Source organism: Pseudonocardia sp. ICBG1034 (genome assembly GCF_020131375.1).
GTDB classification, from domain to species: domain Bacteria; phylum Actinomycetota; class Actinomycetes; order Mycobacteriales; family Pseudonocardiaceae; genus Pseudonocardia; species Pseudonocardia alni.
The window spans coordinates 159,177-181,596 of the sequence record NZ_JAHLEK010000017.1; the positions used below are offsets into that span (position 1 = coordinate 159,177).

The 22,420-nt window shown below is 75.5% G+C and carries 20 protein-coding genes; 9 read left to right on the forward strand and 11 right to left on the reverse strand.

Going from position 1 to position 22,420, the window contains the following annotated elements; translation table 11 throughout:
• The first annotated feature begins 61 nt into the window (after nt 1-61).
• Entirely contained in the window at nt 62-892 is an 831-nt protein-coding gene (locus tag KPF22_RS15670) for a DUF427 domain-containing protein (RefSeq protein ID WP_208820343.1), read from the forward strand.
• 16 nt (nt 893-908) lie between these two features.
• Here KPF22_RS15670 and KPF22_RS15675 read toward each other — a convergent pair whose 3' ends face one another.
• The gene (locus KPF22_RS15675) at nt 909-1,400 is read right to left on the reverse strand and encodes a MarR family winged helix-turn-helix transcriptional regulator (RefSeq protein WP_208820340.1); all 492 of its coding nucleotides are present in this window, start codon (nt 1,398-1,400) and stop codon (nt 909-911) included.
• 77 nt (nt 1,401-1,477) lie between these two features.
• On the opposite strand from KPF22_RS15675, the gene KPF22_RS15680 reads away from it, so the two are divergent.
• Nucleotides 1,478-2,593: a M20/M25/M40 family metallo-hydrolase gene (locus tag KPF22_RS15680; RefSeq protein ID WP_224402504.1), complete on the forward strand. Its 1,116-nt coding sequence runs from the start codon at nt 1,478-1,480 to the stop codon at nt 2,591-2,593.
• On the opposite strand, the gene coaA is transcribed toward KPF22_RS15680, so the two are convergent.
• Nucleotides 2,565-3,494, reverse strand: coding sequence for a type I pantothenate kinase (gene coaA / locus KPF22_RS15685; protein ID WP_208820371.1), 930 nt, complete (start codon nt 3,492-3,494; stop codon nt 2,565-2,567). The two genes, KPF22_RS15680 and coaA, sit on opposite strands and share 29 nt — an antisense overlap.
• A gap of 313 nt (nt 3,495-3,807) precedes the next feature.
• Between coaA and KPF22_RS15690 the strand changes: the two genes are divergently transcribed.
• Genes KPF22_RS15690 through KPF22_RS15700 form a run of 3 tightly spaced genes read left to right on the forward strand, consistent with a single transcriptional unit; the run spans nt 3,808 to nt 7,217 of the window.
• Nucleotides 3,808-5,178: a hemolysin family protein gene (locus tag KPF22_RS15690; protein WP_208820370.1), complete on the forward strand. Its 1,371-nt coding sequence runs from the start codon at nt 3,808-3,810 to the stop codon at nt 5,176-5,178.
• A complete protein-coding gene (locus tag KPF22_RS15695; protein ID WP_224402505.1) occupies nt 5,175-6,236 on the forward strand; it encodes a hemolysin family protein in 1,062 nt (353 codons plus the stop codon). The genes KPF22_RS15690 and KPF22_RS15695 overlap by 4 nt, the downstream gene beginning before the upstream one ends.
• A 27-nt stretch (nt 6,237-6,263) precedes the next feature.
• Nucleotides 6,264-7,217 carry a 3-methyladenine DNA glycosylase gene (locus KPF22_RS15700; protein ID WP_374107494.1) on the forward strand — a complete coding sequence of 318 codons (954 nt, stop codon included), beginning with the start codon at nt 6,264-6,266 and terminating at the stop codon, nt 7,215-7,217.
• A gap of 4 nt (nt 7,218-7,221) precedes the next feature.
• Here KPF22_RS15700 and KPF22_RS15705 read toward each other — a convergent pair whose 3' ends face one another.
• The 4 genes from KPF22_RS15705 to KPF22_RS15720 all read right to left on the reverse strand — a co-directional run bounded on the left by KPF22_RS15705 (nt 7,222) and on the right by KPF22_RS15720 (nt 10,929).
• Nucleotides 7,222-7,419, reverse strand: a complete 198-nt coding sequence (locus tag KPF22_RS15705; RefSeq protein ID WP_208820333.1) for a hypothetical protein — start codon at nt 7,417-7,419, stop codon at nt 7,222-7,224.
• A 126-nt stretch (nt 7,420-7,545) separates the two neighbouring features.
• Nucleotides 7,546-8,406: an NAD(P)-dependent oxidoreductase gene (locus KPF22_RS15710; protein ID WP_208820331.1), complete on the reverse strand. Its 861-nt coding sequence runs from the start codon at nt 8,404-8,406 to the stop codon at nt 7,546-7,548.
• Nucleotides 8,407-8,460: 54 nt separating this feature from the next.
• Complete coding sequence (locus KPF22_RS15715; protein WP_224402506.1) at nt 8,461-10,164, reverse strand: ABC-ATPase domain-containing protein; 1,704 nt, start codon at nt 10,162-10,164, stop codon at nt 8,461-8,463.
• 84 nt (nt 10,165-10,248) lie between these two features.
• Nucleotides 10,249-10,929, reverse strand: coding sequence for a DUF4232 domain-containing protein (locus KPF22_RS15720; RefSeq protein WP_208820327.1), 681 nt, complete (start codon nt 10,927-10,929; stop codon nt 10,249-10,251).
• 138 nt (nt 10,930-11,067) lie between these two features.
• Between KPF22_RS15720 and KPF22_RS15725 the strand changes: the two genes are divergently transcribed.
• Nucleotides 11,068-12,141 carry a DUF368 domain-containing protein gene (locus KPF22_RS15725; RefSeq protein WP_224402507.1) on the forward strand — a complete coding sequence of 358 codons (1,074 nt, stop codon included), beginning with the start codon at nt 11,068-11,070 and terminating at the stop codon, nt 12,139-12,141.
• Nucleotides 12,142-12,178: 37 nt separating this feature from the next.
• Here the strand turns inward: KPF22_RS15725 and KPF22_RS15730 are convergent, their stop codons facing one another.
• Both KPF22_RS15730 and KPF22_RS15735 read right to left on the reverse strand, forming a co-directional pair.
• A complete protein-coding gene (locus tag KPF22_RS15730; protein ID WP_224402508.1) occupies nt 12,179-13,702 on the reverse strand; it encodes a CoA transferase in 1,524 nt (507 codons plus the stop codon).
• Complete coding sequence (locus tag KPF22_RS15735) at nt 13,699-15,447, reverse strand: acyclic terpene utilization AtuA family protein (RefSeq protein WP_224402509.1); 1,749 nt, start codon at nt 15,445-15,447, stop codon at nt 13,699-13,701. Before KPF22_RS15735 ends, KPF22_RS15730 begins: the two co-directional genes overlap by 4 nt.
• An 81-nt stretch (nt 15,448-15,528) precedes the next feature.
• On the opposite strand from KPF22_RS15735, the gene KPF22_RS15740 reads away from it, so the two are divergent.
• Nucleotides 15,529-16,434, forward strand: coding sequence for a LysR family transcriptional regulator (locus KPF22_RS15740; RefSeq protein ID WP_224402510.1), 906 nt, complete (start codon nt 15,529-15,531; stop codon nt 16,432-16,434).
• Nucleotides 16,435-16,468: 34 nt separating this feature from the next.
• Here the strand turns inward: KPF22_RS15740 and KPF22_RS15745 are convergent, their stop codons facing one another.
• The 3 genes from KPF22_RS15745 to KPF22_RS15755 all read right to left on the reverse strand — a co-directional run bounded on the left by KPF22_RS15745 (nt 16,469) and on the right by KPF22_RS15755 (nt 19,430).
• Complete coding sequence (locus tag KPF22_RS15745; protein WP_224402511.1) at nt 16,469-17,284, reverse strand: N-acyl homoserine lactonase family protein; 816 nt, start codon at nt 17,282-17,284, stop codon at nt 16,469-16,471.
• Entirely contained in the window at nt 17,284-18,624 is a 1,341-nt protein-coding gene (locus KPF22_RS15750; protein WP_224402512.1) for an MFS transporter, read from the reverse strand. The genes KPF22_RS15745 and KPF22_RS15750 overlap by 1 nt, the downstream gene beginning before the upstream one ends.
• Nucleotides 18,625-18,773: 149 nt before the next feature.
• A complete protein-coding gene (locus tag KPF22_RS15755) occupies nt 18,774-19,430 on the reverse strand; it encodes a TetR family transcriptional regulator (RefSeq protein WP_073574895.1) in 657 nt (218 codons plus the stop codon).
• Between the two features lie 142 nt (nt 19,431-19,572).
• Between KPF22_RS15755 and KPF22_RS15760 the strand changes: the two genes are divergently transcribed.
• A complete protein-coding gene (locus KPF22_RS15760) occupies nt 19,573-20,505 on the forward strand; it encodes a shikimate dehydrogenase (RefSeq protein ID WP_308010408.1) in 933 nt (310 codons plus the stop codon).
• A gap of 19 nt (nt 20,506-20,524) precedes the next feature.
• Nucleotides 20,525-22,396, forward strand: a complete 1,872-nt coding sequence (locus KPF22_RS15765; protein WP_224402513.1) for a sugar phosphate isomerase/epimerase and 4-hydroxyphenylpyruvate domain-containing protein — start codon at nt 20,525-20,527, stop codon at nt 22,394-22,396.
• Nucleotides 22,397-22,420: the final 24 nt, after the last annotated feature.

Sequence of the window (22,420 nt, forward strand, 5' to 3'; positions counted from 1 at the left end):
TTCTCCCCGTGGGTGGTTGTGTGGGTACCGACCCGCACGACCACCCACGAGGTGAGGCCACATGGGACTGACCCGCACCGACGGCCCGCTGTCGCCGTACGCGCCGACCACGGTGAACTACGCGATCGACGGCCCGCCGCACAAGCTGCTCATGCATCCGTTCCCGAGGCGGGTGCGGGCGGAGTTCGCCGGGCGCACCGTGCTCGACACCCGCGGCGGGTTCCTCCTCCACGAGTCGAACCTGCTGCCCGTGCTCTACGTCCCCGAGGCCGACCTCGACCAGGACGTGCTGGTCGCCACCGACCACACCACGCACTGCCCGTTCAAGGGCGACGCGTCCTACCGGTCGCTCGTCGTGGGCGACCGGACCGCCGAGAACGCCGTCTGGCACTACCCCGAGCCCGTCGCGGCCGCCCCCTGGCTGCGCGGGCTCGCCGCGGTGTACTGGAACGCCGCCGACGCCTGGTACGACGAGGACGAGCAGGTCTTCGCCCACCTCACCGACCCCTACACCCGGGTCGACGTGCGCCCGACCCACCGCGAGGTCGTGGTCACCCACGTCGCGACCGACGGCGTCGAGACGGTGCTGGCCCGCTCGGAGCACCCGTGGGTGCTGTCGGAGACCGGGCTGCCGAACCGCTGGTACCTGCCCGCCGCCGACGTCGCCGTCCCGACCACGCCGAGCGGGCTGCGCACCCGCTGCCCCTACAAGGGCGAGGCGCACTACGAGCACGCCGACCTGCCCGGCGGGACCCGGCTGGCCGACCTGTTCTGGCACTACCCCGACCCGCTGCCGGAGTCGGCGCGGGTCGCGGGGCTGCGGTCCGTCGCGGGCGGCAGCCGGGACGACGGCTCCCGGGTCGTGGTCAGCGTCGACGGCGCCGAGGCCTGAGGGGACCCGGCGGCGCTCAGTCCTCGTCGGCGACGATCAGCGCCTCGATCGCGGGCAGCGCGGCCTCCAACGCGGCGCGCTGGGCGGCGTCGAGCCGGTCGAGGCGGCGGGCGACCAGCGCGGTGCGCTGGCTGCGGACCTCCCGCAGCCGGTCGAGCCCGTCGGCGGAGATCGAGATGAGCACGCCGCGGGCGTCGCCCGGGTCCGGGGCACGCTCGACCATGCCCTGGTCGTCCAGCGCGGACAGCACCCGGGACATCGTCGGTGCGGTCACGCCCTCCCGGCGGGCCAGCTCCGACAGGCGCAGCGGGCCGTGCTGCTCGACGGTGACCAGGGTCGACAGCTGCAGCGGCGGCAGCGACTCGGAGCCGTCGATGCGGATCCGGCGGTTCAGCCGTCCCACGGCCAGCCGCAGCCGGGAGGCCACCTCGTCGTCGCTCGTCTCGAAGCGGCTCGACACCACGGTGCCGCCGGAGCCGCCGGACTCGCTGCCCGATCCCTCACTCATCGCCCCATTCTGCCAAAGAAGTGATGAGCAATGGCATCGGCCCTCGGAGGCGGCGGGGTCGTGGAAGGGTCGCGGAGATGGAGACCCCCGACCCCGTCGCCCTCGCCGGCTCGCTGATCGCCCTCGACACCCGGGGCGGCGGGGAGCGCGCGGCCGCCGACCTGCTCGCCGGCCTGCTCGAGGACGGCGGCTTCACCGTGCGCACCGAGCCCGACCCGACCGACCCGGCGCGGGCGAACCTGGTGGCGCGCCGCGGCGACGGCCGCCCGCCGGTGACCCTCACCGGGCATCTCGACACCGTCCCCGCCGACCCGGCGGGCTGGTCGTTCGACCCGCACGCCGGTGACGTCGTCGACGGGCGGCTGCGCGGGCGCGGCAGCACCGACATGAAGGCCGGGGTCGCGGCGCTCGTCGTCGCGGCGCTGCGCAGCGACCCGGCCACCCCGCTGCAGCTGGTGTTCACCTTCGGCGAGGAGACCGGCGGCGACGGCGCCCGCCTGCTCACCGGCCTGGAGCCCTCACCGCTGCTGGTGGTGGCCGAGCCGACCGCCAACCGGGTGCTGCACGGCCACAAGGGCGTGCTGTGGCTGCGACTGGTGCAGCACGGGGTCGGCGCCCACGGGTCGCGCCCCGAGCTGGGCGACAACGCACTCGTCGCGCTCGGCCGGGTCGCGGCGGCGCTGCACGACCACACCTGGCCCGTCAGCGCCACGCACGGCGCCGCCACGGCCAACCCCGGGACGCTGCACGCCGGACTGCAGCCCAACCTGGTGCCCGACCGCGCCGAGCTGGAGGTCGACCTGCGCCTGGTCCCCGGCCTGGACGCCGCCACCGCCCGCGACGAGGTCGCCGGGATCGCCCGCGCCGTGCTGGCCGCCACCCCCCACCGCGGCGTCCCGGAGGTCGAGGTCCGCCTGGACCTGCCCGCCGTCGCGACCGACCCGGCCGACCCGCGGGCGGCCGCGGCCGCGACGGCGCTCGGGTACGGCGGGCCGGCGGCGTACGCGTCCTACTTCACCGACGCGTCGGTGCTCGTCGGGGCGCTCGGGGACCCGGCGGTGCTGGTGTACGGGCCCGGCGACCCCGAGCTGGCGCACGTCACCGACGAGACCTGCTCCGCGGCCCGGGTCGGCGAGGCCGCCGACGCCCTGGTCCCGGCGCTGGTCAGAGCTTGCGCAGCCGCACCCGCGTGACGTCGTGGTTCGGCCCCTTGGTCAGCACCGCGCTGGCCCGTGAGCGGGTGGGCAGCACGTTCTGCTCCAGGTTGGGCTGGTTGATCGTCGCCCAGATGTGCTCGGCCCGGGCCACGGCCGCGTCGTGGTCGAGCTCGGCGTAGCGGCGGAAGAACGACTGCGGGTCCCGGAACGCGGTCTCGCGCAGCCGCAGGAACCGCTCCACGTACCAGCGGCGGACGTCGGCCGTGGCGGCGTCGACGTAGACCGAGAAGTCGATGAAGTCCGACACGGTCAGCGCACCCGCGACCGCGGGCTGGAGCACGTTGAGGCCCTCGACGATGAGGATGTCGGGGCTGCGGACCACGAGCTGGGAGTCGGGCACGATGTCGTAGACCAGGTGCGAGTAGACCGGGGCGCTCACCTCGGGGCGGCCCCCCTTGATCTCGGAGACGAACCGCAGCAGCTTGCGGCGGTCGTAGGACTCCGGGAAGCCCTTGCGCTCCATCAGCCCGCGGGCCTGCAGCTCGGCGTTGGGGTAGAGGAACCCGTCGGTGGTGACCAGCTGCACGTCGGGGTGCTCCGGGGAGCGGGCCAGCAGCAGGCGCAGCAGCCGCGCGGTGGTCGACTTGCCGACCGCGACCGAGCCCGCGATCCCGATCACGAACGGGGTGCGGGCCCCGCCCGAGCCGAGGAAGCGCCGGTAGGCCCGGTAGAGCCGCCCGCCCTCCTCGACGTGCAGGTTCAGCAACCGCGACAGCGGCAGGTAGACCTCGCGGACCTCGTCGAGGTCGACGAAGTCGCCGTAGCTGCGCAGCTGCTCGAGCTCCTGGGCCGACAGCGGCACCGTGGTCGAGGACGCGAGCTGTGCCCAGGAGCGGCGGTCGAAGTCCACGAACGGTGAGGCGCTCCCCCGGGCCAGCCCGGAGCTGCGCCGGCCGCCGTACTGCGGGGGCGCCGCGGCCGCGGGGGTCGCGCGCTCCGACGGGGGCGTCGGCTGCGGGGCGCTCACCGCTGCGCCGCGGTCGGGGCCCCGGCCACCGGCCCCCGACGGCCGTCCGGGGGGCCCGGTGGCGCGGGGAGCGGTGCGGAGGGCGACGTCGCCGTGGTCATGGCTGACCAACCTAGACCCCGGTCACGGCCCGGATCACCGTCGGGACGCCGTGAGATCACTCGCAGCTCCCGTCGGGCGGGCCGGGCACGGCCGCCGTATCGTCGTGCACCGTTTCTCCCTGATGGAGGCCCTGAACTCCGTGTCCGTCCTGCTCTCCTGTCTCGGGCTGCTCGCGGTCGTCGCGCTCACCCTGGGAACCGCCGTCTCCGTCGCCTCGGAGTTCTCCCTCACCGCGCTCGAGCGCAGCCGCATCGACGCCGCCGTCGCCCGCAGCGACGACCGGCGGACCCGCTCGGTGCAGCGGGCGCACGCCGGCCTGTCGTTCCAGCTGTCGGGCTGCCAGCTCGGCATCACCGCCACCACCCTGGCCACCGGCTACATCGCCGAGCCCGCCGTCGCCGAGCTGATCCGGCCGGTGCTGGAGGCCGTCGGGCTGCCCGCCGGGATCGCCTCGGGCACCGCCACCGTGCTGTCGCTGGTCCTGGCGACGGTGCTGTCGATGGTGTTCGGCGAGCTGGTCCCGAAGAACCTCGCGATCGCCCACCCGATGGAGGTGGCGCGCTCGGTGGTCTGGCTGCAGGCCGGGTTCGCCGCGGCGTTCCGCTGGCTCATCACCGGCCTGAACACCGCGGCCAACGCGATCGTGCGCCGGTTGGGCATCGAGCCGGCCGAGGAGCTGCGCTCGGCCCGCTCCCCCGGCGAGCTGAGCTCGCTGGTCCGGGCCAGCGCCGAGAGCGGCAGCATCGACCCGGGCACCGCGGTGCTGCTGGAGCGCTCGCTGCGCTTCACCGACCGCGTCGCCGAGGACCTGATGACCCCGCGCGTGCGGGTGGAGACCATCGACGCCACCGACACCGTGACCGACCTGGTGGCCCTGGCCCGCCGGTCCGGGTTCTCCCGGTTCCCGGTCGTGGACGGCGACCCCGACGTCCCCCTGGGGCTGGTGCACGTCAAGCAGGCGTTCTCGGTCCCGCCGGCCCGCCGCGCCGACACCGCCGTGCGGGACCTGGCCCGGCCGGTCGAGACCGTGCCGTCGTCGCTGGACGGTGACGAGCTCATGACCCGGCTGCGGGCGGCCGGGCTGCAGACCGCCGTCGTCGTCGACGAGTACGGCGGCACCGCGGGCCTGGTGACCATGGAGGACCTGGTGGAGGAGATCGTCGGCGACGTCCGCGACGAGCACGACCGCGGCGAGCAGAACCGGGTGCGCCGCCTCGGCGACGGGGTCTGGGCACTGTCCGGGCTCATGCGCGACGACGAGGTCGACGAGGCCACCGGCTTCCGGATGCCGCACGGGGAGTACGAGACCCTCGCCGGGCTGGTCGTGGCCCGGCTGGGCCGCATCCCCGACGTCGGCGACGCCGTCGAGGTCGACGGGTGGACCCTCGAGGTCCTGCGCCGCGACCGCAACCGGGTCGCCGAGGTCCGGGTGGGCCGCACCACCGACCGCGCGGCCGGCCGCACCGCAGCGCACGGGGCGGTGTCGGCGTGAACGACCTGATCGCACTGCTCGCCGCCGTCGCCCTGCTCGGGGTGAACGCGTTCTTCGTCGCCGCGGAGTTCGCACTGATCTCCGCCCGGAAGGACCGCCTGGAGGCCATGGCCGACGGCGGATCCGCCGGGGCGCGGCGGGTGCTCGACGCCTCGCACGACCTGTCCCGGATGCTCGCGGCCTCCCAACTGGGCATCACCATCGCCTCGCTGCTGCTCGGCCGGCTCGGCGAGCCCGCCGTCGCGCACCTCATCGACGGGCCGCTCGCCGCCGTCGGGGTGCCGGAGGCGTTCGCCTACCCGGTCGCGTTCGCGGTGTCGCTGATGATCGTCGTCGTCGCGCACATGATGCTCGGCGAGATGGTGCCGAAGAACATCTCGATCGCGGGCCCCGAACGCGCGGCGATCCTGCTGGTCCCGCCGTTCCTGGTGTGGACCCGGGTCACCCGCCCGTTCATCGACCTGTTCAACGCGATGGCCAACGGCACCCTGCGCCTGGTCGGGGTGACCCCGCGCGACGAGCTGGAGACCGCGTTCACCACCGGCGAGCTCGCCGAGATGCTGGGCGACTCACGCCGGGAGGGCCTGCTCGACGACTCCGAGAGCTCCCGGATCGAGCGGACCCTGTCCTCGGCGGAGGCGACCGTCTCCGACGTCGTCGTCGCGCTGGAGGACCTGGTCTGCCTCGACGCGGGCCCCGGCGGGTCGACGACGGTCGCCGCGCTCACCGAGGCCGTGGAGCGGACCGGGTACTCCCGCTTCCCGATCCGCGGCGCCCAGGGCAGGCTCACCGGGTACCTGCACGTCAAGGACGTGCTGGACCTCGCCGACTCCGAGTCGGCGACGATCCCGCCGCAGCGGGTGCGCAGCCTGCCCTCGGTCCCGGCCTCGGCCCGCCTGGACGAGGCGCTGGCGACGCTGCGGGCGGCCCGGGCACACCTGGCCCGCGCCGTCGACGGGCACGACACCACCGTCGGCATGGTCACCATGGAGGACCTCACCGAGGCGTTCGTCGGCAGCGTCCGCGACGCCACCCACGCCCCCGGCACCCCGGCCTGACCCGGGCGGGTCGTACCGTCGGACACCGTGCCCACGCCCTCCGCCCCCACCACCGCCGTGCCCGTCCTCGACGGCGCCGCGTGGCGGGCGCGGGCGGCGGCGCACCGGGATCGGGTCGCGGTGTGGACCGCGCCGCACCGCGAGCGGCGACGGCGCGGCGAGCCGCACCCGGTGTGGGACTTCCTGTTCACCTACTACTCCCACCGCCCCGCCCAGCTGGAGCGCTGGGACCCGGGTCCCGGAGTGGCGCTGGCCGACGCCGCGGAGCTCGCCGACCGCCCCGGTCACGTCACCCGGCCCGACGGCACGGTGCTGTTCGACCCCGCGGCGGCGCCGGCGCGGCTGCGGACGACGGCGGCGTTCGTGCACCGGCTGCTCACCGCGACCCGCTCCCGGGCGCCGCGGCTGGGCTGCTTCGGCCTGCACGAGTGGGCGATGGTCTACCGCACCGACGACGCCCGGCACCGCGACACGGTGCCGCTGCGCCTCGGGCGGGCGGGCACCGACGCCGTCGTCGAGTCGGCGCGGATCAGCTGCACCCACTACGACGCCTACCGGTTCTTCACCGATGCCGCGGCCCCGCGCAACGAGCTCGTCCCGACCCGGGAGCGGCAGGTCGAGATGGAGCAGCCGGGCTGTCTGCACGCGACGATGGACCTCTACAAGTGGGCCTACAAGCTCGCCCCTGCGGTGCCGTCGGAGGTCGTGGCCGACTGCTTCGCCCTGGCCGCGGACGTGCGCGAGCTGGACATGCGGGCCTCCCCCTACGACCTGTCCGGGCACGGGTTCGACCCGGTGCCGATCGAGACGCCCGCCGGGCGTGCCGAGTACGCCCGCGCCCAGGCCGGGTTCGCCGAGCGGGCGGCGCCGCTGCGCGAGGAGCTGATCGACCTCGCGGGGAGCCTCGCCGGGGCCGGTGACCGGCCCCGGAACGACGACGGGGCCGCCGGGGAGGTCCCCGGCGGCCCCGCGACCGCGTAGCGGCTCAGCTCGCGACGAGCTCGTCCAGCAGGCCGTTGCGGGCCGAGGCGACCAGGTCGGCGAACTGGTCCACGCTCATCTGCACGCGCTGGCCGAAGTCGTCGGTGACCACGATGCGCTTCTCCGGCGCGGCGGCGTCGTCGACGTACAGCTCGGGGCATCCGCAGTTGCAGCTGCCGCAGAAGGTGGCGATGTGTCGCACTCGGGTGCTCCTCGTCGTCGGTCCGGGGTGGCGGGACGGGTGCCCGCGCCGTCGTGAGGGGTCGCGCACCCGGGCCCGCCGGTTCCGGGCATCACCCGATGGGGTCAACCGGTCACCGTCGGGGCACTAGTGCTTCGGGAGGTCGGCCGGGTCGGTGCCCTCGATGAAGAAGTCGATGTCGTTGTGCTCGGAGTCGCCGTACGGGGCGAGGTCGGTGACGCCGTGCGCGGCGAGCACCTCGTCGTCGATGAAAGTCTGCCCGGTGGGGCGGGCCGGGTCGGTCAGGACGGCCACGGCGGCGTCGGCCATGATCTCCGGGGTGCGGGCCCGCCTGCCGGCGTCGTCGCCGCCGAGCAGGTTGACCACGGCCGCGGTGGCGATGGTGGTGCGCGGCCACAGGCAGTTGGCCCGGATGCCGTCGCCGGCGAACTCGTGCGCCCAGCCCAGGGTCAGCAGCGACATGCCGTACTTGGAGAGCATGTAGGGCGGGAACTCCCCGAGCCACTTCGGGTCGAGGTTGATCGGCGGGGACAGGGTGAGGACCTGCGCGTCGTCGGAGGCCTTCAGGTGGTCCAGCGCGGCCCGGGTCAGCAGGTAGGTGCCGCGCGAGTTGATCGACTGCATGAGGTCGTAGCGCTTGGGCGTGACGTCGGCGGTGCCGCTCATGTTCAGCGCACTGGCGTTGTTGACGACGATGTCGACGCCGCCGAAGGTCTCGACGGCGGTCGCGACGGCGCGGTCCACGTCCTCCTCGACCCGCACGTCGCCGACGACGGCGACGGCCTTGCCGCCGGCCTGCTCGATCTCGGCGACCGCGGTGTGCACGGTGCCGGGCAGCCGCGGGTCGGGCTGGTCGGTCTTGGCCAGGATGACGGAGTTGGCGCCGCGGCGGGCGGCCGCGAGCAGGATCGCGAGGCCGATGCCACGGCTGCCGCCGGACATGACGATGGTGCGGCCGTTCAGGTCCCGCTGGGCAGGCTGGGTCATGGGGTCCTCCGGTGACGGTGCGTCGGTGCACGTGCTCGGAGCGCACTGTAACAGTCAGATCTGACCGTTTCTGTGGAGGTGGGTCACACGCGCCGGTCGCAGGCGGTTCAGGGCGGCCGCGACCTCGTGCCGGCGCGGCACCGCGACGTCCACGGGAGCGCCCCGGGTGATCGCGTCGGGCCCCTCGCGGCGCACCGCCTCCTCCAGCCGGTCCAGGGCGTGGGCGAGGGTGACCCCGCGCAGGTCGAGGGCGGCCAGGGCGTACCCGACGCCGGTGGTCTGGCCGGGGTCGGCGAGCTGGGCGATCGCGGACAGGTCGATGTCGTCGGCGCCGAAGGTGAGCCGGCCGCGGCCACGGGCGGTGACCCGGCGCCGGCCGCGCACCGAGGCGTCCACGCTGCGGGGGTCGAACTCGCGGCGCGCGAACGCCGGGAACGCCGTGTCGCCCGCCTCGTCCGCCCGCCCGGCGATCTCCCGGGCCCGCCCGGTGACCTCGGAGGCGGCGTAGTCCTGCAGCAGGACCACCGTGTCGGCGCGGTCGAGGTACTCCCCCGACCCGCCCATGACGAGCACGGTGGACACCCCGTGCCCGCGGTGCAGCGGCCGGACCCGCTCGACGAACGGGACCAGCGGCTCGGCCGGGATCAGCGCGCGCATCCGGTCGTCGCGGATCATGGCGTTGGTGGCGGCGGTGTCCTCGTCGATCAGCAGCACGCCGGCACCGGCCTCCAGCGCCTCGACCGTGGCGGCGGCCTGGGAGGTCGACCCGGACGCCGACTCCGTCGAGAAGTCGTCGGTGGGATCACCCGACGGCAGGCCGGTGACGAAGGCCGACACGTCGACGCGCTGCACCGAGCGCTCGTCCTCGGCGCGCACCGACACCGTGTCGGCACGGGCGACGACGAGCTCACGGCCGTCGCCGGGGACGTGGTCGTACACGCCACTCTCCAGCGCGCGCAGCAGCGTGGACTTGCCGTGGTAGCCGCCGCCGACGATCAGCGTGACCCCCTCGGGGACGCCCATCCCGGTCACCGTGCCGCGGTGCGGGACGTCCAGGGTCACCCGCAGCTCCGGCGGGGAGACGAACGGCACCCCGCCGGCCAGCGGCCGGTCGTCGACACCGGAGGCCCGCGGCAGCACCGCGCCGTCGGCGACGAACCCGACCAGGCCACGACCGGCCAGCGCGTCGCGCAGGGCACCCGCGTCCTCGACGGTCTCCACGAACTCCTCGGCCGCGGCGGTGTCGGCGGTCTCCCAGCGCAGCGCCCCGAGCACCGCGCGGGGCAGCACGACCGTCAGCGCGGCGGCCGCGGCCCGGCCGTCGATCCGGCGCCCACGGCCGGGCAGCGGGACCGACAGCTCGGCGACGACCGTGCCGTCGGGCCGGATGCGGACCGCGCTGCGGTCGAGCACCTCCTGGCCGCCCGCGTCGACCCGCAGGGTGCTGTGCTCCACGGCGCGGCGCAGGGCGCGGGCGAGGAACCCGCCGAGGGCACGCGCGCGGACGGCGCCGTGGTACAGGCCGGGCGGCAGTCCCGCGGTCCGGGCGGGCACGGTCACCCGCAGCCGCGACGGCGGCGCGAACGGGTCGGCCTGCACCGTCCGGATCTCGAGGTCGTAGCCGTCCTCACCCGTCCAGACGCCGGTGAGGCCCTTGTAGGAGCGGTACGAGGCTCCGTCGAGGTCCTGCAGCCGGTGGCCGAGCGTGGCGACGTCGCCACGCCGGCGGGGCGCGTCCGGGCGGTCGTGCGGGGTCATGCGGGGTTCCCTCCTCCACCGTCGTGGCGGCCACCCGCGGAGCCCGCCGGGCCCGGTCCGCGGCGGACCGGGCCCGGGCGCGGGTCAGCGCGCGGTGAACGCCTGGATCACCAGCTGGTCCCCGGGCGGGGTGGCGGCGCAGCCGGTGCCCTCCATCGGGACGAACAGCGAGTCGGTCTCGCCGGGCGGGTAGACGCGCAGGCCGCGCACGGCCGTCGGGCGGCAGGCCGCCTCGTCGAAGTTGCGCACGTTCACCACCCGCAGTGTCGCACCGGCGGTCCCGCCGGGGGCGAGGCGCACCGGGTCGCCGTGCCCGCCCTGCATCGCGGCGGCCGGGCCGATCTGGTGGCCGTCGTCGCCGCCGACGTAGGACACGCCGGGGAAGCCCCGCACGTAGCAGGTGCGGCCGCCCTGGTTGCGCAGCGTCAGCGTCACGTACGAGGAGCCCGCGGCGCCGCCGCCCGGGTCGGCCGCGACCGAGCCGGCGAGCTCGGAGGTGTGGCAGCGCTCGTCGCCGCCCGCCTCGGCGCCCCCGGTGCCGGTGTGGGTGCCACCGTTCCCGGCTCCCCCGGCCGATCCGGTGCCCCCGGCGTCGGACACCGGGGCGCTCGTCGTCGGCGCGGCGGCACTCGGGGTGGCGGAGCCACCGCCGGACCCGGCGGCCGCCGGCCAGTCTCCACCGCCCCCGCAGCCGGCGAGCACGGCGCCGCAGGCGGCGATGGTCACGGCCCAGCGGGCGGTGCGGTGCAGGACGTACCCGTCCATGTCAGTCCCCCGATCGTCATGGTGTGTACGTCTCCTCGGACGTATCGGCACGCAACCGGTTGCCCCGATCCTTCGTGATGCGAACGAGAGTTCACCCGTCCGTTCCCGACGGTCGCCCGGTCGGTACCGTCCTGCCCCGTGTTGTCGCGTATGTCCGGTATTCATCTGGCCCGTGGGGTCGCGATCGGCGTGGTCGAGACCATCCCGGGGGTCAGCGGCGGGACCATGGCGCTGGTCGTCGGGATCTACGAGCGCCTGATCGCCCAGGGGGCCCACCTCGTCGGCGCGGCCCGGGGGCTGCTCCCGGGCGCGGCGGGCGGTGACGTGGCGCCCCGCGAGGAGCTGCGACGGCTGGACTGGGGCCTGCTGCTGCCCGTCGCACTGGGCATGGTGCTGGCGGTCCTGGCGGCGTCGCAGGTGCTCCCGGGGCTGATCGAGGACCACCCCGTCGGCGCCCGGGCGGTGTTCCTGGGGATGGTCGCCGCGTCGGTGGCGGTCCCGCTGCGGATCACCGGGCGGCTGCGCGGGCCGCGCGAATGGGCGCTGGTCGTCGTCGCGTTCGTGGCGACGTTCGCGGTCAGCGCGCTCCCCCCGGCCGTCGGCGACGGCCGCCCGCCGATGCCGCTGGTCGGGCTGGCCGCGGCGGTCGCGGTGTGCGCACTGGTGCTGCCGGGCTTCTCCGGGTCGTTCCTGCTGCTGGTGTTCGGGCTCTACGAGCCGACCCTGCGCGCGGTGCGCGACCTCGACCTGGCCTACATCGCGGTGTTCGGGCTCGGCGCCGTGCTGGGGCTCGCGAGCTTCGTGTCGGTGCTGACCTGGCTGCTGGAGCACCACCGCCGCACCCTGATGGTGATCATGACCGGGGTGCTGCTGGGGGCGCTGCGGGCGCTGTGGCCCTGGCAGGACGACGCCCGCGGTGTCCTGGCGCCCGACCCGGGCTGGTGGTGGATGCTGCTGCCGGCCGCGGCCGGCGCCGCGGTCGTCCTGGCGATCATGGCCGTCGAGCGGCGGGTGGACGGGTCGGCGGCGCCGGCCGCCCCGGAGGACACCCCCGAGCGCGCCCCTGACCGGGCCGCGACCCGGGTCATGGACCGCGTCCCGGGCCCCGTCGCGGACCCGGGCGCGCACCGCGCCCTGGACCGGACCGTGGACGACGCCGACGTGACCCGCCCGATCCCCCGGGTGGAGCCGCCGCCGCGCCGCGACCGCTGAACGGCGGGCCCGGGATCCCGACGGCCGGGCGCCCGGTTCAGCGCTCCAGCCACTCCGGGCGTCCGGAGCCGCGCGGGACGAGCACCGTGCGGTACTCCCCCGGCGTCGCGCTCATCGTGACCTGGTCGGTCACCCCCTGGTAGTGCCCCAGCGGGGTCTGCGCGGTGAACGTCTCCGGGGCGGGGTAGGCGTGGCGCTCGCCGGTGCCCGCGACCTCGCGGGCGTAGCCGAGGTCGAGGACACCGAGCTCCAGCATCCAGAGCGCGGCCCGGGCCAGCGACACCTCCACCGCCCAGGAACCACCCTCCACCGCGCGGCGGCGCAGTGCCGCCGCGACCCCGGCGGCGGTCAGCCAGGACACGATGTAGTCGTTGACGACCAGGATCGGTGAGAGCCGGGGCGCCACCGTCGGGTCGGTGGCCGAGCCGCCCTCCAGGGTCATCATCCCGACCAGGGTGCCCGCGGACTGGTCGAACCCGACGCGGTGCGCCCACGGCCCGACCGGCCCGTGCAGGGTGTTCGAGGCGTGCACGATGCCGGGCCGCACCGCGGCGGCCTCCTCGGCGGACAGCCCGAGCCGGTCCAGGTAGCCGGGGCGGCGGTTGGCGTAGAACACGTCGGCGTCGGCGAGCAGCCCGCGCAGCAGCGCGGCGCCGTCGGCGGCGTGCGGGTCCACTGTGGCGGACCGGACGCCGACGTTCGCGGTGACGTAGGTGCTGTCGTGCTCGAACTCCGTGGGGCGCCAGATGTTGAGCACGTCCGCGCCGTGCAGGGCCAGTGCCCGGCCGGTCCCGGCGCCGGCGATGACGTGGCCCATCCCGAGCGCGCGCAGCCCGTCCAGCGGCAGGTCGGCGCGGCGGCGCTGCGGGAACGGCTCGGGCGGGGCGTCGCCGATGCGGCGCAGGGTGATCGGCGGGGTGCCGGCCAGCGCCGCGTGCTGCTCGGTCGCGAGCCACTCGGCGGGGGTGCGGGCCATCGGCATGACGATGCCGGCGTCGCTCGCGGCCGCCTCCAGCTCGGCGGCGTCCCACCGGGCGACCGCGTCGGCGACGCCGCTCTCGGGCACCCCGAGGAAGGTCTCGGCCCGGGCCCGCAGTGCCGGGTACGGGTTGAGCGGCATCACCCAGCGGTCGTCGCGGGTGCGGTGGAAGGAGAACCCGAGCGCCTGCGAGGTGATCGCCGGGCTGGCGGCGGGATGGCCGTTCACCAGCTCCCAGCGGCGGTCGTAGAACGGGCAGAGCCGGTGCGGGGCGCGGCGCACGTCGACGGTGACGTCCTGGCCGTCGCCGCCGCGGTCGCGGTGCATCGCGGCCATCCCGACCGACTTCGCGGCGAGCGCGACGGCCGCACCGCCGCCGAGGCGCAGCGCGCTGGGCACGACCGGGTCGGCGCCGACGAAACCGACCCGCCCGCCGGCGTCGGCGCCGCTCATCCCGACGCAGCCCAGCAGCCCGTCGAGGGCCGCGCCGGGGTCGAAGGCGTCGTCGGTGGCGGGGGACGCGACGTTCGCGAGGATGCGCTCGGCGGTGGCGTCGCCGGTCGTGGCGCCGGTGGTGCTCATGCGGTGGGTCCTTCCACGTGCCGGGCCCGCAGGTACTCGCCCACGGACTTGCCGATCTGGTCCACGCGCAGGTTGGCCGAGCCGCCCGAACCGAGCAGCCCGACGAGCACCAGGTGCACCGCGCGCAGGTGCGGGAACTCGTGGCGGACGATGCGGCCCTGTGCCTCGGGGAGCAGCGCGGCAGCCCGCTCGGTGGTCAGGGTGGCACGCAGCCACTCCCAGTGCGCGGGGTCGCGGCACCAGACGCCCACGCTGGCGTTGCCGCCCTTGTCCCCCGCCCGGGCCCACGCGTACTCGCCCAGCTCGGCGCGCGGGCCGGTCGGTGCGGGCAGGTCCGGCTCCGGGTGCACCGGCTGCGCGGTCTCCTCCGGGGTGGCGGTCCGGGTGGCGCGCGGGACCTCGACCCGGCCGCCGTCGTCGAGGACGGCGTGGTGGTCGAGCAGCGCGGACTCCAGCAGCGCGGGCCAGTACTCGATCCGCGGCCACGGCTGCGACGCCCGTGGCGCGTGCCCGTCGTGGTGGAAGCCGGGGAAGCCCTGCAGGTACAGCGACCCGACGGCCGGTGCGAACCGGAGCAGCGGTTCCTTCTCGCGGGCGGTCGCGATCACCCGGATCGGGACGGTCGCCGCCCACTGGGTCGGCGGGTCGACCGCGGCGACGCCGAGCGGGGTGACCTCGAGGGAGTCGACGTGCCCCTCCAGCGCGGCACGCAGCTGGGTGCGCAGCAGCTCCACCTTGCCCTCGACGTCCGGGGCGGTGCAGAACAGCATCGTGGAGATCTCGTAGCCGATCGGGGCGAACACCGCGACCTTCGCCGTGGGCGGCGGCGGGGACCCGGTGACGGGGCCGATCGCGACCCGGTCCGGGCCCTCCCGGCTCAGCCGCACGGTGTCGAGGTGCACGGTGACGTCGGGGTTCAGGTAGCGGGGGCCCTGGATCTCGTAGAGCAGCTGCGCGGTGACGGTGTCCACGGTGACGGTGCCGCCGTCGCGGGCGTGCTTGGTGATCACCGAGGAGCCGTCGGCGGCGACCTCGGCGATCGGGAAGCCGGGGCGCAGCATGCCGGGCACCGACCGGAACCCGGAGAAGTTGCCGCCGGTGGCGTGCGCGCCGCACTCGATGACGTGCCCGGCGGTGACCGCGCCGGCCAGCGCGTCGAACTCGTCGGGGCCCCAGCCGTGCCACCAGGCGGCCGGGCCGGCGGTGAGCGAGGCGTCGGTGACCCGCCCGGTCACGACGACGTCGGCGCCGGCGGCCAGCGCCGCGGCGATCCCGAAGCCGCCGAGGTAGGCGTTCGCGGCGATCGGGGCGAACCCCCAGTCCTTGAGCGGGGCGCCGGTGTCGAGATGCTCCAGCCCGTGGCCGTCGGTGTGGAAGTCGGCGAGCCGGTCGAACACCCCGTCCCCGGCGACGTGCGCGACCCGCAGCGGCAGCCCGGCCGCCGCGATCCGGCCGCGCAGCTCCTGCGCCATCCCGGCCGGGTCGAACCCGCCCGCGTTGGTGACGACCCGGATCCCGCGCCGGGCGATCTCGGGCAGGTGCGGGGTGAGCTGGTCCAGGGCGTAGGCGACGTAGCCGGGGCCGCCGCGCCCGGCGGCGGCGGCGAGCGCGGCGAGGGTGATCTCGGCGAGGTAGTCGCCCATCAGGACGTCCACCGGGTCACCGGCCATCGCCTCGTCGACGGCGGTGTACCGGTCGCCGAGGTAGCCGGAGACGTTCGCGATGCGCACGGGACGGGAGGCCATGCCGGTCACGCTAGGACGGCGGCCGGACCGGTGACCAGGACCGATGGATGCAGGCCGGCGTGACCTCTAGGGTCACGGTCCGTGGAGCTGTTCCATCTGCGGTACTTCCTCGCCGTCGCCGACGAGCTGAACCTGACCCGGGCGGCGGCCCGGCTGCACCTGGCCGCGTCGCCGTTGTCGCGACGGGTCCGCGACCTGGAGCGGGAGCTCGGCGCGCCGCTGTTCACCCGGTCCGCGCGCGGGATGGCGCTCACCGCGGCCGGACGCGCGCTGCTGCCGCGGGCCCGCGACATCGTGGCCCGGGTGGAGGCGCTGCCCGGCGCGCTGGCCGCCGCGGACGGGCACCCGGTCGTCGTGGTGGGGATGGCGCCGGACGTGACCGCGGCGGTCCGCGACGGGTTCCTGGAACGGCTGCGGGCCGCCCGCCCGGAGCTGGCGGTGCGGATCCGGCCGGGGACCAGCGCGGAGCTGGCCCGTGCGGTCGCCCGCCGCGAGCTGGACCTGGCGTTCCTGCACGGCGGGAGCGACGACCCCGCGCTGACCGTGCGGCGGGTGGACACCCGGCCGGCCGCCGTCGCCGTCGGGCACGGGCGCGGCTTCGACGACCGCACCGAGGTCCGCCTCGAGGAGCTGGCGGAGCTGCCGTACGTGTCCATCCGCTACGACGCCGCCCCGGCGGTCTACCGCGCCACCGGGGAGCTGCTCGCCCGGCACGGCGTGCACCGGCGGATCGAGCTCGACACCCACAACCCGGGCGACCTCACCCACGTCGTGGCGGCCGGGGAGGCGTTCACACTGGTCGGACTGGGGTCCGGCGCCACGCACAAGGCGTTCGTCGGGGAGCCGGTGCACGTGCTGCCGGTGACCGGGGCGCAGGTGCGGCTGGGCACCGACGCGGTGTGGCGCGGTGACCGGGCCGCCGACCCCGGCGACGTCGTCGGGGTGCTGGCGGCCGCGGCCGGGACGCCGAGGGGCCCCGTGGCGTGACGCCACCGGGCCCGCGACGCCCGGTCGGGAGGCTTCAGCCGGCCGCGGCTCCCCGCACCGAACCGATCAGGCACGCCCGTCCGGCCAGCCGCGGCGAGACGGCGGGGAAGCGCTCCAGCACGACGGGGTCGTGTCCCGGCACCACCAGGTACGGGGAGTCGGCGAGCTCGAGTGCCCGGTCGAACGCGGCGTGGGCGTGCGGCACCGAGTTCACGATCGGGAAGGCCCGGTCGAGCTCGATGTTCTCGGCGAAGTGCGCGGCGTCCGAGGCCAGCACCACCGGCCCGGCCGCGGTCGCCACCCGGACGATCTGCATGCCGGCGGTGTGCCCTCCCACCCGGTGCACCGACAGCCCGGGGGCGAGCTCGACGTCTCCGTCGACGAGGTCGACGCGTCCGGTCGTCGACGGGTCGGTGAGGAACCCCAGGTCGACCGCGGAGCACAGCCACTGCTCGCGGGTGAGCCGCTTCGCCCACGGCCCGGTCCAGTAGTCCAGCTCGTCGCGCTGGAGCACGAACCGGGCGTTCGGGTAGCGGGCCACCGTGCCGGTGTGGTCGTAGTGCAGATGGGTCAGGACCACGGTGTCGACCTCGGCCGGGTCGACACCGACCTCCCCCAGCAGCACGTGCGGGGCGGTCAGGTCCGCGGTGGAACCGACCAGGCTGCCCGGACGCTCCGGGTCGATGCCGGCGTCGACGAGGATCGTCCGGCCGACACCACGCACCAGCCACACGTAGTAGGCGGTCGGATGGGGCTCCGCCCAGTCCTCGGAGAAGCCGAGGAAGTGCTCCCCGCGCCGCGCCTCGCGGGAGGCGTAGCGCAGGGCGGTGACGGCGTACACCGGCGTCATCAGGCGGCGACCCTGTCCCGGACCGGGCGGGTGCCCAGCTCCGCGGTCGGCGTCCGGTAGTGGTCCGGGCCGGTGGCGACGGCGATGATGTTCAGCAGGCAGATCGCGGCGACGAAGCCGGCGACCGGGAGCCAGTTCGCGCCGTCCGGCCCGGCCAGTGCGGCGGCGATCGACGGGGCGAAGCCCGCGACGGCGAAGCCGATCTGGGTGCCGATGGCGGTGCCGGAGAGCCGGACCCGCGCCGGGAACATCTCGCCGTAGAACGACGGCCACACCCCACCGGTGGCGCTGTGCACCACCCCGAACATCAGCAACCCGACCACGAAGATCAGCACGTAGTTCCCGGTGGAGATCGCACCGAGATAGCCGAACATCAGCACCGCACACCCGACGGAGCCACCGATGAACACCGGCTTGCGACCGATCCGGTCGGCGAGCCGGGCGAACAACGGCAGGGCGAACAGGGCGAGGACGTTGGCGAGCACACCGACCCAGAGCATCGCGGAGCGGGACAGCCCCACGGTGTTGACCGCGTAGGACAACGCGTAGACCGTGAAGATCGTGCTGACCGTCGCGATGGTGGCGGCGGCGACCACGCGGACGACGCTGCCGAGGTGGTTGCGGCCGAGCTCGGCGAGCGGACTCACGCTCTCACCCTGCTCCTCGCGCTGCTGTTCGAAGACCGGGGTCTCGCGCAGGGAACGGCGGATGAACAACGCGACCAGCACCACGACGAAACTCAGCCAGAACGGCACCCGCCAGCCCCAGGACAGCAGGTCCTCCTCCGGCAGCAGCGCGATCGGCAGGAACACCGCCGTCGCGAGGATCTGCCCGAACTGTGTGCCGGACAGCGTGAAGCTCGTGTAGTAGGCGCGCTGGTGGTCCGGTGCGTGCTCCAGGGTCATCGAGTTCGCACCGGCCTGCTCGCCGCCTGCGGAGAAGCCCTGCAGCAGCCGCATCGCGACCAGGATGATCGGAGCCGCGACACCGATCGAGCCGTAGGACGGCAGGCAGCCGATCACGAACGTCGCGGTGCCCATGAGCATCACCGTCGCGACGAGCACGCGCTTGCGGCCGAACCGGTCACCGATGTGACCGAGCACGAAGGCCCCGAGCGGCCGGGCGAGGTAGCCGACACCGAAGGTCGCCAGCGCCAGCAGCGTGCCGGTGGCCGGGCTGGAGTCGGGGAAGAACACCTTGTTGAACACCAGCGCCGCGGCGGTGCCGTAGATGAAGAAGTCGTAGTACTCCAGGGCACTGCCGATCCACGCGGCCAGGGCGGCCCGTTTCGGCTGCGCCTGCGGCGCGCTCGGCGCGGCGGCGGACGGTTGCTGGCTCACGGTGGCTCCCGGCGTGTGCGACGTTGCAGGCACTGGTGTGGACGACGGCTCCCGGGCGGCGAGCCGCTCGCTTATGTACCGTCTGGTTACGTACCGAATAGTGAGTTGCGCAGCGACACCTGTCAAGAGCCGGAGGGACGCCGGTCCCGTCAGTCCTGTCCGACGCGGGCGGTCAGGTACTCCACCACCAGGTCACCGACCATGCGGCGGTAGTGCGCCCGGCGGGCCGGGTCCAGCAGGTCGCGGCCGAAGATGGCCGAGACGGTGTGCCGGTTGGCCACCCGGAACACGCAGAACGAGCTGATCAGCACGTGGACGTCGAAGGCGTCGACGTCGTCGCGGAACATGCCGGTCTCCCGGCCGCGGGCGAGGATCGGCTCCAGCACTCCGACCGCGGGCCCGGCCAGCCCCTCGCGCAACGGGGAGGACCGCAGGTGCTCGGCGTGGTGGATGTTCTCGATCGCCACCAGCCGGATGAAGTCCGGGTGCGCCTCGTGGTGGTCGAAGGTGAGCTCGGCGACCGCACGCACCGCCCGCGCCGGGTTGAGGTCCGACACCGACAGCTGCTGCTCCAGTGCCCGGATCCCGGCGTAGGCCCGTTCGAGAACGGCCAGGTAGAGGCCCTGCTTCGAGCCGAAGTAGTAGTAGAGCATCCGCTTGGTGGTCCGGGTGCGCGCGGCGATCTCGTCGACCCGCGCCCCGGCCAGTCCCCGGTCGGCGAACTCCGCGGTCGCCTCGTCCAGGATCTCGGTGCGGGTGCGCTCGGCGTCGCGCTGCCGGACGCCGTCCTCCGGTGCCGCTGCCACTGCGGTCCCCCTCCGCCGGTCCGCGCCGCCGGGATCCCGGCGGCGTCCCCGGACTCTACGGACCGCCGGCCGTCTCCCCTGGCCGATCCGTCCGCCGTCCGGTACAACTAACCGTACGGTACATAGATCCGAGGAGGGATCCGTGCGGAGCAGCAGCGAGACCCGGCGCGACACCGACGCCACCGGAACCGGCACACGGGTGCGGACGGGGCTGATCGGCGCCGGCATCGGTCCGTCGCTGTCGCCCGCCCTGCACGAGCGCGAGGGCGCCGCGCACGGCCTGGACCTGACCTACCGGCGCCTCGACCTCGACGTCCTCGGGGTCGCACCGGACGGCGTCGGCGACCTGCTCCGCCGGGCCCGCGCCCAGGGCCACGCGGGACTCAACATCACCCATCCCTGCAAGCAGCGCGTGATCGGCCACCTCGACGCCCTCGCCCCGGACGCCGCCGCCATCGGCGCGGTCAACACCGTCGTCATCGGCACGGACGGGTCGATGACCGGGCACAACACCGACTGGACCGGGTTCCGCGACGGCTGGCGGGCCGGGCTGCCCGGCGCCGCGACGGGCCGGGTCGTGCTGCTGGGTGCCGGGGGCGCCGGCGCCGCGGCCGCCTACGCCATGGCCCGCGAGGGCGTCGGCGTCCTGCAGGTCGTCGACGTCGACGGGGGCCGCGCCGCCGCCCTCGCCGCGTCGGTGACCCCGCACCTGGCCCCGGGCGCGCAGGCCACCGGCCACCCGTCGCCGGAGCTGGCCGCGCTGCTCCCCGGCGCCGACGGCCTCGTGCACGCCACACCGGTGGGGATGGCCGACCACCCCGGCCTGCCGTTCGACCCCGCGCTGCTCGCGACCCGCCCGTGGGTCGCCGAGATCGTCTACCGGCCGCTGGACACCGCGCTGCTGGGCGCCGCGCGCGCCGCGGGCTGCCGCACCGTCGACGGCGGCGCGATGGCCGTGCACCAGGCCGCGGAGGCGTTCCGGCTGTTCACCGGCGTCGCACCGGACCCGGCGCGGATGCTCGCCCACCTCGCCGAGCTGATCACCGCCGAGCAGGAGGCCGTCCGTGTCGCCTGAGACCGCACCCACCGGAACCGTGCCCACCGCAACCGTGCCCACCGGGACCGCTCGCCTGTCCCTGGCCACGGTCTGCCTGTCCGGCACGCTGGAGGACAAGCTCGCCGCCGCCGCGACCGCCGGGTTCGACGGCGTCGAGATCTTCGCGCCGGACCTGCTCGCCGACCCCGGGTCCCCGGCGGCGATCGGCGCCCGCTGCCGGGACCTGGGCCTGTCGGTGGACCTCTACCAGCCGCTGCGCGACATCGACTCGACCGACCCCGGCCGGTTCGCGGCGAACCTGCGCCGCGCGGACGCGACCTTCGAGGTCATGGCGGGGCTCGGCGCCGACACCGTGCTGGTGTGCTCCTCGGTGTCCCCCGACGCCGTCGACCCCGCCGCCGACGCCGACCTGCTCGCCGCCCAGCTGCACACCCTCGCCGCCCGCGCCCACGAGCGCGGGCTGCGCATCGCCTACGAGGCGCTCGCCTGGGGCAGGCACGTCGACACCTGGGACGCGTCCTGGGACGCCGTGCGCGCCGCCGACCACCCCGCGCTCGGCCTCTGCCTGGACTCCTTCCACGTCCTGGCCCGCGGCTCGGACCCGGCCCCGATCGCCGAGGTCCCCGGCGGGAAGCTGTTCTTCCTGCAGCTCGCCGACGCCCGGGAGCTGTCGATGGACGTGCTGTCCTGGAGCCGTCACCACCGGCTGTTCCCCGGTCAGGGCGGGTTCGACCTGCCCGCGTTCCTCGCCCCGGTGCTGGCGGCCGGGTACGGCGGGCCGCTGTCGCTGGAGGTGTTCAACGACGTCTTCCGCCAGTCCGACCCGGTCCGCACCGCCGTCGACGCCCGCCGATCGCTGATCGCCCTCGCCGAGGCCACCGCGCTGGCCGGTGCCGGGACCGACCCGGTCGCCACCGCGGCGCCGTCCCTCGACGGGACCGCGTTCGTCGAGCTGACCGCGGGCCCGGAGCTGGGCCGGGTGCTGCGTGCACTGGGGTTCAGCCGTACCGGGGTGCACCGCACCAAGCAGGTGGAGCGCTTCGAGCAGGGCGGTGCCCGGCTGCTCGTCAACGCGGCGGGCACCGGGTCCGGTGCGGTCGCGGCGATCGCCGTCGAGACCCCCGACCCGGACGCCTCCGCGCGCCGGGCCGCCCGGCTCTGTGCCTCCCCGGTCCCCCGCGCGACCGGGCCGGGGGAGGCCGAGTTCGCCGAGATCCCCGCACCGGACGGCACGGCGCTGTTCCTGTGCCGCACCTCCGGCGACGCGGGCCCGGACTCCACGCACGGCCCCGCCTGGCCGCACGACTTCGTCGGCGTCGACGAGGCGCCGGCCCCCGGGACCGGGATCACCGGGATCGACCACGTCGGCCTGACCCAGCCCTACGACGCGTTCGACGAGGCGGTGCTGTTCCACCGTGCCGTCCTCGGCCTGGACCCGGTCGGCGACGGGGAGTACGCGGCCCCGTTCGGGCTGGTCCGAAGCCGGGCGCTCGCCGACCCCCGGCGCCGGCTCCGGCTCGCGCTGACCGTGTCGGTGCTGCGTCGCGGGGACTGGAGCCCGGCCGTCGCCGACCCGCAGTACGTGGCCCTGGCCTGCGACGACGTGCTCGCCACCGCCGCCGCGGCACGGGCCGCCGGGGTGCCGCTGCTCGCGGTGCCCGCCAACTACCACGACGACCTGGCCGCCCGGCTCGACCTGCCCGCGGACACCGTCGCCGCCTACCGGGAGCTCGGGGTCCTGCACGACCGCGACGCGCACGGCGACTACCTGCAGGTCTGCACCGAGCTGCTCGGCGGACGGCTGTTCCTCGCCCTGGTGCAGCGCACCGGCACGCACGACGGGCACGGCTGGCCGGACGCCCCGGTCCGGATGGCGGCCCACCGCCGGTCCCGGCTCGCCCGTGGCTGAGCGGTCCCGCCGGCGTCGCGGCCG

Excerpts from the sequence above, each read along its gene's own strand:
- KPF22_RS15720 (WP_208820327.1), bottom strand. The coding sequence starts at position 10,929 with ATGGACGGGTACGTCCTGCACCGCACCGCCCGCTGGGCCGTGACCATC.
- KPF22_RS15710 (WP_208820331.1), bottom strand. The coding sequence starts at position 8,406 with ATGACCCAGCCTGCCCAGCGGGACCTGAACGGCCGCACCATCGTCATG.
- KPF22_RS15715 (WP_224402506.1), bottom strand. The coding sequence starts at position 10,164 with ATGACCCCGCACGACCGCCCGGACGCGCCCCGCCGGCGTGGCGACGTC.
- KPF22_RS15670 (WP_208820343.1), top strand. The coding sequence starts at position 62 with ATGGGACTGACCCGCACCGACGGCCCGCTGTCGCCGTACGCGCCGACC.
- KPF22_RS15745 (WP_224402511.1), bottom strand. The coding sequence starts at position 17,284 with ATGACGCCGGTGTACGCCGTCACCGCCCTGCGCTACGCCTCCCGCGAG.
- KPF22_RS15680 (WP_224402504.1), top strand. The coding sequence starts at position 1,478 with ATGGAGACCCCCGACCCCGTCGCCCTCGCCGGCTCGCTGATCGCCCTC.
- KPF22_RS15735 (WP_224402509.1), bottom strand. The coding sequence starts at position 15,447 with ATGGCCTCCCGTCCCGTGCGCATCGCGAACGTCTCCGGCTACCTCGGC.
- KPF22_RS15690 (WP_208820370.1), top strand. The coding sequence starts at position 3,808 with ATGGAGGCCCTGAACTCCGTGTCCGTCCTGCTCTCCTGTCTCGGGCTG.
- KPF22_RS15675 (WP_208820340.1), bottom strand. The coding sequence starts at position 1,400 with ATGAGTGAGGGATCGGGCAGCGAGTCCGGCGGCTCCGGCGGCACCGTG.
- KPF22_RS15730 (WP_224402508.1), bottom strand. The coding sequence starts at position 13,702 with ATGAGCACCACCGGCGCCACGACCGGCGACGCCACCGCCGAGCGCATC.